At 63.3% G+C, this 14,307-nt stretch carries 15 protein-coding genes and 2 pseudogenes; 7 read left to right on the top strand and 10 right to left on the bottom strand.

The window, feature by feature from the left end; all coding sequences use genetic code 11:
* Positions 1 to 10: 10 nt before the first annotated feature.
* Complete coding sequence (locus MESAU_RS08505; RefSeq protein ID WP_041163666.1) at positions 11 to 991, top strand: hydroxyacid dehydrogenase; 981 nt, start codon at positions 11 to 13, stop codon at positions 989 to 991.
* Positions 992 to 1,031: 40 nt separating this feature from the next.
* Positions 1,032 to 1,421 (top strand): hypothetical protein, encoded by a 390-nt coding sequence (locus MESAU_RS08500; RefSeq protein WP_015315639.1) that lies wholly within the window; start codon positions 1,032 to 1,034, stop codon positions 1,419 to 1,421.
* Here MESAU_RS08500 and MESAU_RS08495 read toward each other — a convergent pair.
* Positions 1,410 to 2,741 carry an amidase gene (locus MESAU_RS08495; RefSeq protein WP_015315638.1) on the bottom strand — a complete coding sequence of 444 codons (1,332 nt, stop codon included), beginning with the start codon at positions 2,739 to 2,741 and terminating at the stop codon, positions 1,410 to 1,412. The genes MESAU_RS08500 and MESAU_RS08495 overlap by 12 nt on opposite strands.
* A gap of 115 nt (positions 2,742 to 2,856) precedes the next feature.
* Between MESAU_RS08495 and MESAU_RS08490 the strand changes: the two genes are divergently transcribed.
* Positions 2,857 to 3,204 (top strand): GFA family protein, encoded by a 348-nt coding sequence (locus MESAU_RS08490; RefSeq protein WP_015315637.1) that lies wholly within the window; start codon positions 2,857 to 2,859, stop codon positions 3,202 to 3,204.
* A 38-nt stretch (positions 3,205 to 3,242) separates the two neighbouring features.
* Here the strand turns inward: MESAU_RS08490 and MESAU_RS29580 are convergent.
* A pseudogene (locus MESAU_RS29580) lies at positions 3,243 to 3,470 on the bottom strand (MFS transporter); the annotation flags it as partial.
* On the opposite strand from MESAU_RS29580, the pseudogene MESAU_RS31790 reads away from it, so the two are divergent.
* Positions 3,413 to 3,686: pseudogene (locus MESAU_RS31790) on the top strand (DUF4437 domain-containing protein); the annotation flags it as partial. The pseudogenes MESAU_RS29580 and MESAU_RS31790 overlap by 58 nt on opposite strands.
* A gap of 7 nt (positions 3,687 to 3,693) precedes the next feature.
* Here MESAU_RS31790 and MESAU_RS08480 read toward each other — a convergent pair.
* From MESAU_RS08480 to MESAU_RS08450, 7 genes are all read right to left on the bottom strand, one after another.
* Positions 3,694 to 4,797 carry an ABC transporter ATP-binding protein gene (locus MESAU_RS08480; protein ID WP_015315636.1) on the bottom strand — a complete coding sequence of 368 codons (1,104 nt, stop codon included), beginning with the start codon at positions 4,795 to 4,797 and terminating at the stop codon, positions 3,694 to 3,696.
* Complete coding sequence (locus MESAU_RS08475) at positions 4,797 to 5,900, bottom strand: ABC transporter ATP-binding protein (RefSeq protein ID WP_015315635.1); 1,104 nt, start codon at positions 5,898 to 5,900, stop codon at positions 4,797 to 4,799. The genes MESAU_RS08480 and MESAU_RS08475 overlap by 1 nt, the downstream gene beginning before the upstream one ends.
* Positions 5,897 to 6,127, bottom strand: coding sequence for a hypothetical protein (locus MESAU_RS08470; protein ID WP_015315634.1), 231 nt, complete (start codon positions 6,125 to 6,127; stop codon positions 5,897 to 5,899). Before MESAU_RS08470 ends, MESAU_RS08475 begins: the two co-directional genes overlap by 4 nt.
* On the bottom strand, positions 6,124 to 7,083 hold the full coding sequence (locus tag MESAU_RS08465; protein WP_015315633.1) for a carbohydrate ABC transporter permease: 960 nt from the start codon (positions 7,081 to 7,083) through the stop codon (positions 6,124 to 6,126). Before MESAU_RS08465 ends, MESAU_RS08470 begins: the two co-directional genes overlap by 4 nt.
* Before the next feature lies 1 nt (position 7,084).
* On the bottom strand, positions 7,085 to 7,990 hold the full coding sequence (locus MESAU_RS08460; protein WP_015315632.1) for a carbohydrate ABC transporter permease: 906 nt from the start codon (positions 7,988 to 7,990) through the stop codon (positions 7,085 to 7,087).
* Between the two features lie 69 nt (positions 7,991 to 8,059).
* Positions 8,060 to 9,376 carry an ABC transporter substrate-binding protein gene (locus MESAU_RS08455; RefSeq protein WP_015315631.1) on the bottom strand — a complete coding sequence of 439 codons (1,317 nt, stop codon included), beginning with the start codon at positions 9,374 to 9,376 and terminating at the stop codon, positions 8,060 to 8,062.
* Between the two features lie 360 nt (positions 9,377 to 9,736).
* Positions 9,737 to 10,417, bottom strand: a complete 681-nt coding sequence (locus MESAU_RS08450) for a TetR/AcrR family transcriptional regulator (protein ID WP_041163315.1) — start codon at positions 10,415 to 10,417, stop codon at positions 9,737 to 9,739.
* Positions 10,418 to 10,556: 139 nt separating this feature from the next.
* Between MESAU_RS08450 and MESAU_RS08445 the strand changes: the two genes are divergently transcribed.
* Genes MESAU_RS08445 through MESAU_RS08435 form a run of 3 tightly spaced genes read left to right on the top strand, consistent with a single transcriptional unit; the run spans position 10,557 to position 13,054 of the window.
* On the top strand, positions 10,557 to 11,753 hold the full coding sequence (locus MESAU_RS08445; RefSeq protein WP_015315629.1) for a Tm-1-like ATP-binding domain-containing protein: 1,197 nt from the start codon (positions 10,557 to 10,559) through the stop codon (positions 11,751 to 11,753).
* Positions 11,754 to 11,762: 9 nt separating this feature from the next.
* A complete protein-coding gene (locus tag MESAU_RS08440; protein WP_015315628.1) occupies positions 11,763 to 12,620 on the top strand; it encodes a phosphoenolpyruvate hydrolase family protein in 858 nt (285 codons plus the stop codon).
* 5 nt (positions 12,621 to 12,625) lie between these two features.
* Positions 12,626 to 13,054: a cupin domain-containing protein gene (locus MESAU_RS08435; protein WP_015315627.1), complete on the top strand. Its 429-nt coding sequence runs from the start codon at positions 12,626 to 12,628 to the stop codon at positions 13,052 to 13,054.
* Here MESAU_RS08435 and MESAU_RS08430 read toward each other — a convergent pair.
* A complete protein-coding gene (locus tag MESAU_RS08430; RefSeq protein WP_015315626.1) occupies positions 13,051 to 14,241 on the bottom strand; it encodes a M24 family metallopeptidase in 1,191 nt (396 codons plus the stop codon). The two genes, MESAU_RS08435 and MESAU_RS08430, sit on opposite strands and share 4 nt — an antisense overlap.
* Between the last annotated feature and the right edge of the window lie 66 nt (positions 14,242 to 14,307).

Raw genomic sequence — 14,307 nt, 5'->3', positions numbered from 1 at the left:
GACCCAGACCGTGCCAAAGATCCTGTCGACGCATCCGCTGCACCCGCGCGCCACGGCCAAGCTGGCCGGCGCCGGCCAGCTGGTCATCGCTTCGGCGCTCGACCCCGGCACATTGGCGGGGGAGGCCAAGGATGCCGACATCGTCATCGTGCGGGCGCCGCTGCCGCCGGCGCTGTTCGAGGGTGCATGGAAGCTGAGGGCCGCGATCCGCCATGGCGCCGGTCTCGACATGATCCCGATGGAAGCGGCCGCGGCGGCCGGCGTGCTCGTGGCCAACGTGCCGGCGGCCAATGCCCGCTCGGTGGCCGAGCATGTCATGTTCACCGCGCTTGCACTGCTGCGGCAGTTCCGCCGGGTCGACCGCGACCTGCGCGCCAAGGGCTGGCTGGCCGGACGCGAGCACGCCAATGCCAACATCGAACTCGCCGGCAAGACCATCGGCATTGTTGGTCTCGGCGCCGTCGGGCAGGCGGTCGGCCACATCGCCGCACACGGCTTCGATCTCAAAGTGGTGGCAACGACACGCAGCATGCAGCCGGCGCCGGAAAAGGTCGGCTTCCTGTCGATCGACGCGCTGGTCGAGCAGAGCGACATCATCGTGCTCTGCTGTCCGCTGACGCCGGAAACGCGCGGCCTGATCAGCCGCGAACGCATCGCCCGCATGAAACCCAACGCACTGCTGATCAACGTGTCGCGCGGGCCGGTCGTCGATGACGACGCGCTGATCGAGGCCTTGCGGGGGCGTCGCATCGGCGGCGCCGCGCTCGACGTTTTCTCGACGCAGCCGCTGCCGCCAAACCATCCCTATTTCGGCTTCGACAACGTCATCGTCACCCCGCATATGGCGGGGATTACCGAGGAATCGATGATGCGCATGGGCGTCGGCGCGGCCGGCGAAGCCTTGCTGGTGCTGGCGGGCAAACTGCCGGTCAATCTGCGCAATCCAGAAGTGGTCGATCACTACCGGCGTCGCTTTCCGGCGCAGATATAGCATCGCGGTTTCGCCCCAATTCTCCGCGACGTTGCGAGCCATGTCCGGTCTTCGCCTTGCAGTTCTGATTGTCGCAACTTCGTCCATCTGCACCTTGCCGGCATTCGCAGCGGCCGAGAGCAGCTATGTCTATTGCGACAACGGACTACGCTGCTTCAAGGCGCCCTGCCCGTCGAACAGCGCGCTCGACCTTGCCACCGGCACCATCACCAAGGGCGTGTCGATCGACACCAGCGGATTGCCGCAGGCCGACGAGGCGATAACGGCCCAGCCCGACGTGCTTTATAGCGGAAAGATCGTGGTCAGAGGCTCGATCGAGCACCGCATCCAGACCTTCACCGGCAAGGAATACAGCCTGCCTTGGCTGGTCGCGACCCGCATCGTGCGCACCGCCAAGGACGGCGAACGCAAGCACTGTTCATCGCACTGATCCGTCATCCATGACTCGCTGCCGATCAACCCCCAGCAGCCTCTCCACCGACACGGCGATCCGCAGCAGATGCCGGTCATGGCCATTGCGCGCCACGAGCATCAGCCCCATTGGCAGCGATGGCCCCGGCATCGGCAACGAGATCGCACAAAGGTCGAACTGGTTGGCGACCTGGGTGTTGCGCAGCAGCAGGCCTTCGGTGCGGTCACGCAACTCGGCATCCTCGGCCATGGAAGCGATGGCCGGCGCCGTCACCGGTGTGGCTGGCAACGCCAGCACGTCAACCGATGCCAGCCGCTCATCCATGGCGGCGGCCAGCGCGGCACGGCGGCGGAGCGCCCTGATATAGACCGGCGTCGGCAGCAGCGCCGCCCGCGACAATGGCCCGCTGACATGCGGGTCGACCGGCACGGATGCGCCTGTCGCCAGCCAGTCGGCATGCACTTCCGCGCCCTCCATCGCCGCGATCGATCCGCGCCTGGTGGCCGCGCGTAGATCCGCGATCATGTCGTCGATCGACAGATCCGTAATGTGTGCGCCAGCCTGTTCGATCTTGCCAAGACAATACTCGAAGGCGGATCCAACCTCGCCTTCCGTGTCGCCGAAAAGAACGCCGCGCGGAATGCCGATGCGAAGCCCGGCGAGTGGAATGGCCACCAACTCCTTCGGCGCTTCGCCGGCCATCACCGCGTCGGCGGCGGCGCATATCGAGACGGTTCGGGCAAGCGGTCCGACCGAGTCCAAAGTGCCCGAAAGCGGAAAGGTGCCAGAGAGCGGGACGCGCCGTGCAGTCGGCTTGAAACCGACGACGCCGTTGAGCGCCGCCGGAATGCGGATCGAGCCGCCGGTGTCGGAGCCGATCGAGATGTCGCTCGTCCCCTCGCCTACGGACACGCCGGCGCCCGAGGACGACCCGCCTGGAATGCGGCTGGCATCAACGGCGTTGCCTGGCGTGCCGTAATGCATGTTGTCGCCGATCGCGGTGAAGGCGAACTCGGTCATGTTGGTCTTGCCGATGACGACCGCACCGGCTTGCCGAAGCCGGCTGACGATGGCGGCGTCGCGCTGTGCCGGCGCGGCGGTCTTGCGCATCAGCGACCCGGCCGTGGTCGGCTCGCCGGCGACATCGAACAGGTCCTTGATCGAGACAATGGTGCCGTCGAGCGGGCCGAGTGTCACGCCCACTCTTTTGCGGGCATCGCTGGCGTCAGCCGCGACCCGCGCCGCTTCGGCATAGAGCTTCGTAAAGACCTTCTCGTCCGCCGCACGGTTGGCAAGACGTGACAGGATGATTTCGAGGCGGTCGCGGATTGGTTGCATGTTGGTGTCGGACTCCGCCAGGATGGAACGTCTTTAAGGCAAGCAGCCGTTGGGACTGCAGAAGGGATAACCCGGCCAGCGTGCCTTTGCACCTGCCAGCGACAGGAAGATACTGATGCTGTACAAAGGCAGCTGCCATTGCGGCAAGGTTGCGTTCGAGGTGGAGGGCGAACTTGAGGGCGTCGTGCGCTGCAATTGCTCGATCTGCGCCCGCAAGGGTGCGCTGCTATGGGCCGTGCCACACGACAAGCTTACGCTCGTCGCCTGGGGCGATGACCTCGGCCGCTACACATTCGGCGAAACGAAGATAGCGCACCGCTTCTGCCGAACCTGCGGCATCCATCCTTTTGCCGAGGACACCAGCGAAGGCGGCGAACGCAGCGCCTACATCAACATCAATTGCGTCATCGGTCCCGACCCGTCCACCTTGTCGATCTTCGAGTTCGACGGGCGGGCCGTCTAAGCTTCCCATCATCCCCTATCGGTGGCCGTTGCGAGAGACTATTCGGCCTGTGGGCCGCGCAGGAACACCACGATGGCCGCCAGCAGCGTCGCGGCGCCGCAATAGGCAAACGCGCTGCCGACACCGGCATGGTCGACCAGCAGCCCGCCGAAGACGGCGCCCATCGCAATCGCTACCTGGAAGCTCGCCACCATCCGGCCACCGGCGCTTTCAGCCTGGTCGGGCGCTGCCCGCACCAGCCAGCTCTGCAGCTCTACCGGCACGCTTGGGACCATTGTGGGGCGAAAGGGCCAAAGGCGCTGCCGGAACCTTGCTGAAAGTCCCCGGCAACTGGCGGTGAGGCGACCAAGGTCGAACTGCCACCTGGCTCCTACTGGACCCAGAAGGCCAATGAGATGCATGACGACGCCTGCCTCTCGGAGACGGAATGCGTGATCCTGCTGATCAACGACACGCCTTACGAGACCTACCCGCCGAAATAGCCGCGCCCTATGATGCGTGCCGCAGGCTGACACCACTGCCCTTGTCGAACAGCACCACCTTGTCGGGATTCCAGGCAAAGCGCACCGGTTGCTCGATCGCGACATCGGTCCTGGCCGGCACCGTGGCGCGAAGCGTTGTATCGCCGACCCGCAGCGTCAGGATCTTTTCCACGCCATGGTTCTCGACGTCGTGGACACGCGCCTCGACCGGTGCGCCGCTTTCCAGATAGACATCCTCCGGACGGATGCCGAAGACGAGCGGGCGACCGTCGGTCGCCGCACTCGCCCCAGCCCCCGTAAAAATCTTGGCCGCCCCCGCGAAGGGCAGTTCGAAATTCAATGGCGCCATCACCGCGCGGCCGTTAACCAGCCTGCCGTCGATGAGGTTCATCGGCGGCGAGCCGACGAAGCTCGCCACATAGGTGTCGCGCGGATTGTTGTAGATCTCGTGCGGCGTGCCGGTCTGGATGATGCGGCCATGGTTGAGCACGCCGACCTTGTCGCCCATCGACATCGCCTCGATCTGGTCGTGGGTCACGAACAGGAAGGTGGCGCCAAGCTGTATCTGCAGGTTCTTCAATTCGGTGCGGAGCGCCTCGCGCAATTTGGCGTCGAGCGCCGACAGCGGCTCGTCCATCAAGAACACGCGCGGCTTGCGCACGATGGCACGGCCGATGGAGACGCGCTGCATCTCGCCGCCGGACAGGCGGTCGGTCTTGCGGTCGAGCAGGTGCTCGATCCGCAGCGTGCGGGCGGCGCGGTCGACGCGGTCCTTGATCTCGGCATCCGGCAGCCGGCGGATCTTCGGTTTCAGCGGAAATTCGAGGTTTTCGCGCACCGTGTAGCGCGGGTAGAGCGAATATTGCTGCAGCACCAGCGCCACGTCGCGCTCGGCCGCACCCCAGTCGGCGACGTCGACGCCGTCGATGAAGACCTGCCCCTCGCTCGGCTTCTCCAGACCGGCAATCAGCCGCAGCGTCGTCGTCTTGCCGGCGCCCGTCTCGCCGAGCAGGACAAAGAATTCGCCATCGGCGATGTCGAGGTCGAGCCCGGTCAAGGCCGTGTGGTTGCCGAAAGTCTTGGAGATGTTCTTGAGCTGGATATGGGCCATCAGAGCCTCACCTCAAGCGACCTGCCGCTTGCCTTGTCGAAGAAATGCGCCTGGGTCGGATCGATTCGGGCAAACACCTTCTCGCCCGGTCCGGCAACGAAGCCGCTCTTGGTGCGGGCCCGCAGCATTTTCGAGCCAACCTTGAGGTCGACGATGTCGAAGGAGCCGAGCGGTTCGACGATCTGCGTCTCGACGGCCATGAAGCCATCGGCCGCGTCACGACGAATGAGGACGCCTTCCGGCCGGATGCCGAGTGCGAGTTGGCCGCTGGCGTGGCCATTGAGTTTCGACAGCAGCGCCCGCGGAAACTCGAAGCCGGAAGCCGCTCCACCAACGGTGACCGAGGCCGATGACGTTGTTTCGGCAACCGCCGCGTCGGCGACATTCATCACCGGACTGCCGACGAATTGGGCCACGAACAGATTGGCCGGACGCGAATAGACCTCGTCGGGCGTTCCCACTTGCTGCAGCACGCCCTCATGCATGATGACGATACGATCCGCGAGACTCATCGCCTCGATCTGGTCGTGCGTGACATAGATGGTGGTCGAGCCCTGCTTGATGTGCAGCCGCTTGATCTCGGCCCGCATCTCTTCGCGCAATTTGGCGTCGAGCGCGCCGATCGGCTCATCCATCAGCATCGCCTTCGGCCGCCGCACCAGCGCTCGGCCGATCGCAACGCGCTGCATGTCGCCGCCCGAAAGCGCCGACGGCTTCTTCGCCAGCAGATCCGTTATCTGCAGCGTCTTGGCGACCGAGCGCACTTCCTGGTCGATCTCGCTTTTGCTCTTGCGCGTGGCGCGCAACGGAAAGGCGATGTTTTCGTAGACGCTCATATGCGGGTAGAGCGAGAATGACTGGAACACCATGGCGATGTCGCGGTCGGCGGCCTTCAGATGCTGGACCGGCTTGCCGTCGATGAGGATGTCGCCCTCGTCGATGGTTTCCAGTCCGGCGATGGCGCGCAACGTCGTCGTCTTGCCGCAACCGGACTGGCCGAGCAGCACGATGAACTCATTGTCCGCGATCTTGAGGTTGAGGTCCTTGATGACCTGGACGGCACCGAAGAATTTCTGGACACCGCGAAGCTCGATCTGGGTCAATGCTGTGCTCCCGGATTTCGCGCGTCCCCGGCATGACCGGTGCCGGCCTGTTCCTCGGGGGCGATCTTCGAGGTGATGTTGAAGCCGATCAGCCCGATCAGGATGATGGTCAGGCCGTAGGTGTGCAGGGTCATGTTCCAGGGCTGGCAGAGGGCCACGATGCCGAGCACCATGAGTATCTGCGAACCCGGTTCCAGATATTTCTGATTGATGGCGCGAAAGCTCATTTGCGGATCGCTCCGAAGGACATGCCGCGCAGCAGATGGTTGCGGAGCAGGAAGGTGAAGATGGCGACCGGCAGCAGGAACAGGAAGGTGCCGGCGGCGATCACCGTCCAGTCCGGCAGGCCCGAACCGACCTGGCTCGGGATGAACGGCGGCGCCGTCTGGGCGCGGCGGTTGGTCATGATCAGCGCGAACGCGTATTCGTTCCACGCCGTGATGAAGCAGAAGACAGCGGTGGCGGCGATGCCGGTGGCGGCCTCCGGCAGCACGATCTTGAAGAAGGCTTCCATGCGCGTGTAGCCGTCGACCAGTGCCGCCTCCTCATATTCCTTCGGGATTTCATCCATGAAACCCTTCATCAGCCACACCGAGAACGACAGGTTGAAGGCGGTGTAGAGAATGATCAGCCCGATGTGGGTATCGTTGAGGCCGACCGCTCGGTACATCAGGAACATCGGGATCGCGACCACCACCGGTGGCAGCATGCGTGTCGACAGGATGAAGAAGAGCAGGTCCGCCTCCCCCTTCACCCTGAAGCGCGAGAAGCCATAGGCGGTGAACGTGCCCATGCCGACGGCCAGCACCGTCGACGTGATGGCGATGATCAGCGAGTTCAGGAAGCGGCTCGGATAGCCCGACCACTGCACCTGGCCCTTGCCGTCGCGCACGATCTTTTCGCCACCGTCGAAGACGACGCGCTCCCACCATGGGGCCGCCGCATACTCTTCCGGCGACGGCGGACTGCGCAATTGAGAGCGCTTGGTGAACAGCTTCACGAACGGCGATATCTCCGGCTGGAAGACGACGGTCGGCGGAATGGTGGTGGCAAGATTGCGCGGCTTGAACGCTGTCGAGGCGATCCAGTAGATCGGCGCCAGGAAGATGATCGTCACCAGCAGCACGGCGACTATGGCGACGCGGTTGAAGGTGATTTCGGAAGAAGTGCGGACGGCCGCCATCTCAGCGCTCCTTCACCTTGTTGAGATATTTGACGTAGATGTTGGTGATCGCCAGCACCATTATCAGCACGATGTAGGCCATTGCGCAGGAGCGCCCGGTCTGCCATTCCTGGAACGCCATCTTGTAGAGCCGGATCGAGATCAGCTCGGCCGTCGGCTGGCTGGTCAGGATGTAGGCGAGATCGAAGGTCTTGAAGGCTTCCATGGTGCGGAAGATGACGGCGATCATCAGGATCGGCGCGACCAGCGGCAGGGTGATGCGGAAGAACGTGTAGAACGGCCCGGCGCGGTCGATCGCGGCGGCCTCATAGAGATGCTTCGGCACCGCCGACAGCCCGGCCAGCGACAGCAGCATGACGAAGGGCGACCACATCCAGATGTCGGTCAACGCAACAGCGTAGAGCGCCATCTTGGGGTCGGCCAGCCACTCGAAATTGCCGAGCCCGAGCGCATAGTTGATAACCCCCCATGACGGGTCGTAAAGCAGTTTCCAGAACAGCCCGACCACCGCCATCGACAGCATCATCGGCAGCAGCAGCAGCGTGGTGATAAGACCCTTGAGCGGAATGTCCCGGTTGAGCAGCATCGCCACGCCGAAGCCGACAAGCAGCTGTCCGACGACCGAGACAATCACGTATTTCGCCGTGATGGCGAAGTTCGACCAGACATAAGGGTCGTTGAGCAGGTCGCGATAATTCTGCAGCCCGACGAAATTCGCCGGCGCATTGGTCGACGCGCGGAAGTCGGTGAAGGAATAGCCGAGCGAGTAGATCAGCGGAAAAATGTTGAAGACGATCAGGAACAGAACCGTCGGGATGATGAAGAGATTGCGGATGGAGATATCGCTTAGGCCGCGTGCCGCGGCGCGCGAGGATCTGTCGAGGGTGGTGATCATCGTGGTCGCCAAGACCCTGCTCCCGGTTCAAGAAAAAGAAACGGAGGAGGCGACATCGCCCCCTCCGCGGGACATGAAGGATTATTGGACGCGGCCGTATTTCTTGAAGGTCGCGTTCCAGTCTCCCGCCAATGCGTCCAGCGTTTCCTTGGCGGTGCCGCTGCCGCCGATCATGTAGGGGTAGACGCGCTGGTTGAGCTGCTGCAGCAGTTCTGCGTATTCCGGCACTGCCCAGAAATCCTTCACCTTGAACATGGTCTCGTAGAAGGCCTTGTTGTAGGGCGTGGCGTTCTGGAACTCAGGCGACTTGAGCACCGCCTGGCTGCAGGTATAGCCGCCAAGGGCCGCCCACTTCTTCTGGGTCTCGTCCTTGATGAACCATTCGAGGAACTTCATCGCCTCGTCCTGCTTCTTCGAGTACGAGATGACGGAGATGCCTTGCCCGCCGAGTGCGGCGAACTGGTCGCCATTTGGGCCGGGAGGGTTGGCGAAGAAGCCGGTGTTCTTGGCATTCGGGTTCGACGCTTCGTTGATCAGCGAGGGGAAGAACGCGAAGAAGTTCATGCTCATCGCGGCCAGGTTTTCCGTGATTGCCTGGTTGTCCTCGACGAAGAACGATTTGGCCCAGCCCGGAGGCGTGAACTTGTAGAGCTCCTTGTAGGCATCGAGCGCGGCCACCGCCTTGTCGGAGTTGATGTGACCGTCGACCTTGTAGGTCGTGTAGTCGCCCAGCTCACCGCCATAGGAGAACAGCGCGTTCTCGAAGCCCATCGCCATCGCGTCGTAGGAATTGTCGGTGTAGATGGCGATGCCGTATCTCTTCTGATCCGGCCGGTGGAAGAACTCGGCGATGTCGCGCAGCGCCTTGAAATCCTTCGGCACGTCGAGGTCGTAGCCGTATTTGGCCTTGAAGGCTTCCTTTTCCTTGGGATCCTCGAACCAATCCTTGCGATAGGACCAGCCGACGGCGTCGCCCTCAAGCGGGATCGCCCAGTATTTGCCGCTGTTGCCGGGATACTCGGCATAATATTTCACCGTCGCCGGTGCCATGACGTTGCCGAGATCATGCTTCTTGAAGAAGTCGGTCAGGTCGACGTAGTGGCCGCCGGTGGAGCCGGCGCCGAGCCACTGCGAGTCGCCGACGACCAGGTCATAGGCGTCGCCATGGGCGTTGAACTCGGTAAATGCCTTGGTCTGGAAGTCGGACCAGGGCGTGGTCTCCACCGTGATCTTGACGCCGGTTTCCTTCTCGTACTCGTTGCCGAGTTCCTGCAGGTAATTGGCCGGATCCCATTCCGCCCAGAAAATGGTGAGCGACTTTTCCTGCGCGTAGACGGACGTTCCGCAGGCAAGCGTTAAGCCGATACCAGCAAGCATGCTGGTCACTAACTTGCGCATAATGATTTCCTCCCTTGTGCGCATTCTACCTTGTCGTACGAGCCAGCGACGGAGCCGGCCCTGGTAGTTCCTCCCGTGGTCGCGCTTTTCCGAATTCGGAGCCTCCTCGCTCTGTCCGGAAATGGATCGCAGCCCTCACTTTCGATCCGCTTATCTTCCTTGATCTGGTATTACCAATCCTGCGGCGACGTCAAGCCCTTTCTTGAAAGCCGGCATGGGCCGTTACTGTCGAATTAAAGCTTTATCTGCCTGTTTTCCAATGATTTTCCTACTCAATGATATACATTGACCTTGCCCCATGATCGCATTTTGGGCTAGGATCAGCGGTATGCAGGCAAATCTGGTCCAACCAGATTGGGGCTATTTCGCCGCTCCTGAAGCGGACTCATCACCACCATAAGCCGACTCCGCGATTGCTGTGCGCACCAGCGCACTCGCCGCCCATTGCGCCACCGACATCATCCGGCGGCTGTCCAGCCCCCATATATCCTTGAGCACGATCAGCACCTCCACGCCGAAGATCAGCGACAGAGCCTGCGCCAGCCGCTTGAAGTCGCGCGGCGGCAAGCGGCCCTTGAGCGGCGTGAGCGCCTCCTTCAGCAATTCGACGCGATGGCCGCGCGTGAAGGCCGGCTCTCCGCCCAGCGTGCCCGCCTGGCGCCGCGCCCATTGATCGAGCGACAGCTTCAAAGCAGCCTTGAATGTCGCCTCGAAGGCCTCGATGCGCGGCATGGCCGTATCGAACAGTTCGGTGACGCGGCGCTCGGCATCGGCGGCAGTGGACTTCCAGGTCAAGATTGGCCCCAGCCCCTCGTCGACGACGGTCTGCACCAGGGCTGCCTGGCTGGGGAAGTAACGGTAGGCCGTGGCCCGGGAGACCTCGGCTGCCTCCGCCACCTCGCTGACCGAAGGCGTCCCACCCGCCTGCATCAGCCGCGTGGCCGTTTCCAGCATCAGCCGCTTTGTCCGCGCCCGCGGTCCGCGCTCTGCTCTCTCCCCGGCGTTGTCGTCCGTTGCGGGTTGTTGACGTGAGACATCCATGCCAATACGATACGCGCGTCTCAAAAATTTGCAATGGCAGCCCTTTTCCTGGAGTGGCCACGTTGACGCTCTACGGCGCACAAAGCTTTCATCTGATGAACATCACCACCTTCGAACCAACCAGCAGAGGGAGGCGCGGATGAAGCGCATCCATGTGGTGGGCACCGCCGACACCAAGGGCGAGGAACTCGCATTCCTGGCCGATGCGATCGCCGCGACGGGTGCCGTCGTCTGCCGTGTCGATGTCGGCACGCGAGGCGCGACCGTGCCGGTCGACGTCTCGGCTGAAGAGGTCGCCGCCCATCATCCCGATGGCCGCGGTGCGGTGCTCGGCATCGACGACCGCGGCAGATCGGTTGCGGCAATGGCTGGGGCCTTCACGCGCTTTGTCCAGTCCCGCGACGACATATCGGGCATCATCGGCATTGGCGGCGGCGGGGGCACCTCGATCATCACAGCGGGCATGCGCGCGCTGCCGCTCGGTCTGCCCAAGCTCATGGTCTCCACGCTGGCCTCGGGCGACACCGCCCCCTATGTGGACGTGTCCGACATCATCATGATGCCATCGGTGACCGACATGGCCGGCCTCAACCGGCTGTCTCGTGTCGTGCTGCACAACGCCGCCCAGGCGATAGCGGGCATGGCGGTCAATCCGGCGCCTGCGGCGGACGGCAAGGCCTCGATCGGCCTCACCATGTTCGGCGTCACCACGCCTTGCGTGACGGCAATCGCTGAACACCTCCGCTCGACTTATGATTGCATGGTCTTCCATGCCACTGGCACCGGCGGCCGCAGCATGGAGAAGCTGGCCGACAGCGGCCTGCTGTCGGGTGTCATCGACATCACCACGACCGAGGTCTGCGACCTGCTGTTCGGCGGCGTGCTGCCGGCGACCCAGGATCGTTTCGGTGCCATTGCCCGCACCAAGCTACCCTATGTCGGCTCGGTCGGCGCGCTCGACATGGTCAATTTCTGGGCGCCATCGACCATTCCGGAGCATTATCGTGGCCGGCTGTTCTACGAGCACAATCCGAACGTCACGCTGATGCGCACGACCGCGCGGGAATGCCGCGCGATCGGCGAATGGATCGGCACAAGGCTCGCCCATTGCGAAGGCCCGGTGCATTTCCTGATCCCGGAAAAAGGCGTTTCCGCGCTCGACATCGAAGGCGGCGCCTTCTTCGATCCGGAAGCCGACGCAGCTCTGTTCGAAGCCGTCGAGCGCACCATCAGGCCGGGTGCGACGCGCCGCGTCACCCGCCTGCCGCTGCACATCAACGATCCGGACTTTGCCAAGGCGGCGGTCGCGGCCTTTCTCGACATCGCCAGACAGTGAGACCCAGACATGCCAGCCATACCGCGCAAGGACATACTGAAAAAGTTCCGGGGAATGATCGACAAAGGCGTGCCGATCGTCGGTGGCGGCGCCGGCACCGGCCTGTCGGCCAAGGCCGAGGAGGCCGGCGGCATCGACCTCATCATCATCTACAATTCCGGCCGCTACCGCATGGCTGGTCGCGGCTCGGCCGCCGGCCTGCTCGCCTATGGCAACGCCAACGAGATCGTCAAGGAGATGGCCTATGAGGTGCTGCCGGTGGTTAAGAAGACGCCGGTGCTGGCCGGCGTCAACGGCACCGATCCCTTCGTCATCATGCCGCTGCTGCTGGCGGAACTGAAGACGATGGGCTTTTCCGGCGTTCAGAACTTTCCCACCATCGGCCTGTTCGACGGCCAGATGCGGCAGAGTTTCGAAGAGACCGGCATGGGCTTCGGCCTAGAGGTGGACATGATCGCCGAGGCACACAAGCTCGACCTCCTGACCACGCCCTATGTCTTCAACCCCGAAGAAGCACGCGCCATGACCAAGGCGGGCGCCGATGTCGTCGTCGCCCATATGGGCGTGACCACCGGCGGCTCGATCGGCGCCACCTCGGCCAAGTCGCTCGACGACTGCGTCATTGCCATCGACGCCATTGCCGAGGCGGCGCGCTCGGTGCGCAACGATGTCATCCTGCTTTGCCATGGCGGCCCGATCTCGATGCCCGACGACGCCCGCTACATCCTCTCCCACGCCAAGGGCCTGCACGGCTTTTATGGCGCGAGCTCGATGGAACGGCTGCCGGCGGAAGCCGCGATCGCCGGGCAGACGGCGGATTTCAAGGCGGTGACGCTCGGCGCCGCCGCAAAGAACAAGAAGGGATGAGAGAGATGACCGACAGGAGCAAGGTGTTTGTCTACCCGAAGGACGTCAGCGCCTTCGGCTTCGACTGGGGAAAACTGTCTTTGACGGTGGCACCTGAAGTGAACGGCGCGACCCGCTTTTCCGGCGGCGTCGTCGACCTGCCCTCAGGCAAGGGCCATACCCGCCACAACCATCCGGGCGCGGAAGAGATTATCTTCGTCATCTCGGGCCATGGCGAGCAGATGGTCGAGGATGAGAAGGGCAATCCGGTGGTGGAGAAAGTCGGCCCCGGCTGCACCATCTACGTGCCGGAGAGTCGGTTTCATTCGACGCTCAACACCGGCGACGGGCCCATGCAGCTGTTCGTCGTCTATTCGCCGGCCGGGCCGGAACTGGGTCTGCGCGAACTGCCGGATTTCAGGCTGATCCCGCCGGGCGCCGGCCTCCAAAATTAGGCCGTCCCACCCCTATTCCATCCCCGGCCCCGATCGCCAAACATCACGTACCCGCTCTCGGTCACCGCCAGCGTATCCTCCAGCTTGATGAAGCCGCGCGTCGGGTGAAGCATGGTGGTCTCCACCGACAGCACCATGTTTTTCTCCAGCGGTTTGGCCGCATAGGTGCCTTCATAAGTCACTGGATGGTTGGTCATCAGGAACGGCGCCTCATGCGTGATCAGGCCCATGCCGTGGGCGAAGAAATCCGTATAGGGCGCGACCTTGGATGTCTTCAGCACACTCTCCGCATGAGAAATCATGTCGCCGCCAAGCGTGCCCGCCTTCACCTTCGAGAAGGCCGCCTGCTGCACCGTCTCGACCTCGGCCAGCAGATCCTCGAGCTCGGCATCGGGTTCGCCCAAAATGCCCATCCTGCAGAGATCGCCAATATAACCGTGATAATTGCCGCCGGAATCGATCGACAGCACCTCGCCCTTCTTCCACGCTTGCGGGGAGGTGGCGCGATTGTGGCTGGAGCCCAGCGTGAGCAGGCAATATTCGAAATGCGCACCGCGATTGGTCTCTTCGCGCCTGATCTGCTCGATCATCTCGGCCTTGGTCGTGCCCTCGCGCGCCCAGGCGATGGTCGCCAGCATGGAATCGGTGATCAGCTCGGAGGCCGTGCGCAGCTTCTCCAACTCCGCGTCGGTCTTGATGGCACGCATGCGTTCCAGCATGTCAGTCGCATCGATCAGCTTCGCGTCGGGCAATGCCTTGCGGATCAGCGCATAGGCGTCCGACGGCAGGAAACCGGGCTCGATACCGATGCGGGCATCGCCCTTGCCGATCTTCCTGACATGCTCGACGGCAAGATTGGCGGCGTCGAGGGTGCCCCAGCAGGCGGCATGCAGCGTCGGCGTCCAGAACGGGTGGTTCTGGTGCTCGCCGCCTTCCATGCGGTTGCCGATATAGGCTGCATGATCCGGACCGCCCTTCTCGTAGACCACGATCGGCAAATAGCGGCTGTGGCCGATCGCATCCATGGCGGCGAAGAAGATGAACTTGTAGCCGCCCAGCAGATACTGCGTGTTGTGCTTGGAGGTCGCGAGCAGCACGTCGATGCCGGCCTCCTCCATCAGCCGGTCGACCCTGGCCTGCTCGAACGGGATATTGCTGACGGCACTCTTGCCCGGCGCAATGTTCATCACTCTCTCCCAGAATTGCCCGGGATCGGCGCTGTTTCGCACCCGATCCGCCGGCTCGCGGTCAAA

The sequence above is a fragment of the Mesorhizobium australicum WSM2073 genome, from assembly GCF_000230995.2.
GTDB lineage: Bacteria > Pseudomonadota > Alphaproteobacteria > Rhizobiales > Rhizobiaceae > Mesorhizobium > Mesorhizobium australicum.
Note: the sequence above shows the minus strand (reverse complement) of the source record. Positions and strands in the feature narration are given on the sequence as shown.

Excerpts from the sequence above, each read along its gene's own strand:
- MESAU_RS08465 (WP_015315633.1), bottom strand. The coding sequence starts at position 7,083 with ATGGCGGCCGTCCGCACTTCTTCCGAAATCACCTTCAACCGCGTCGCC.
- MESAU_RS08435 (WP_015315627.1), top strand. The coding sequence starts at position 12,626 with ATGACCGACAGGAGCAAGGTGTTTGTCTACCCGAAGGACGTCAGCGCC.
- MESAU_RS08445 (WP_015315629.1), top strand. The coding sequence starts at position 10,557 with ATGAAGCGCATCCATGTGGTGGGCACCGCCGACACCAAGGGCGAGGAA.
- MESAU_RS08440 (WP_015315628.1), top strand. The coding sequence starts at position 11,763 with ATGCCAGCCATACCGCGCAAGGACATACTGAAAAAGTTCCGGGGAATG.
- MESAU_RS08430 (WP_015315626.1), bottom strand. The coding sequence starts at position 14,241 with ATGAACATTGCGCCGGGCAAGAGTGCCGTCAGCAATATCCCGTTCGAG.
- MESAU_RS08480 (WP_015315636.1), bottom strand. The coding sequence starts at position 4,797 with ATGGCCCATATCCAGCTCAAGAACATCTCCAAGACTTTCGGCAACCAC.
- MESAU_RS08490 (WP_015315637.1), top strand. The coding sequence starts at position 2,857 with ATGCTGTACAAAGGCAGCTGCCATTGCGGCAAGGTTGCGTTCGAGGTG.
- MESAU_RS08495 (WP_015315638.1), bottom strand. The coding sequence starts at position 2,741 with ATGCAACCAATCCGCGACCGCCTCGAAATCATCCTGTCACGTCTTGCC.
- MESAU_RS08455 (WP_015315631.1), bottom strand. The coding sequence starts at position 9,376 with ATGCGCAAGTTAGTGACCAGCATGCTTGCTGGTATCGGCTTAACGCTT.
- MESAU_RS08500 (WP_015315639.1), top strand. The coding sequence starts at position 1,032 with ATGTCCGGTCTTCGCCTTGCAGTTCTGATTGTCGCAACTTCGTCCATC.
- MESAU_RS08450 (WP_041163315.1), bottom strand. The coding sequence starts at position 10,417 with ATGGATGTCTCACGTCAACAACCCGCAACGGACGACAACGCCGGGGAG.
- MESAU_RS08470 (WP_015315634.1), bottom strand. The coding sequence starts at position 6,127 with ATGAGCTTTCGCGCCATCAATCAGAAATATCTGGAACCGGGTTCGCAG.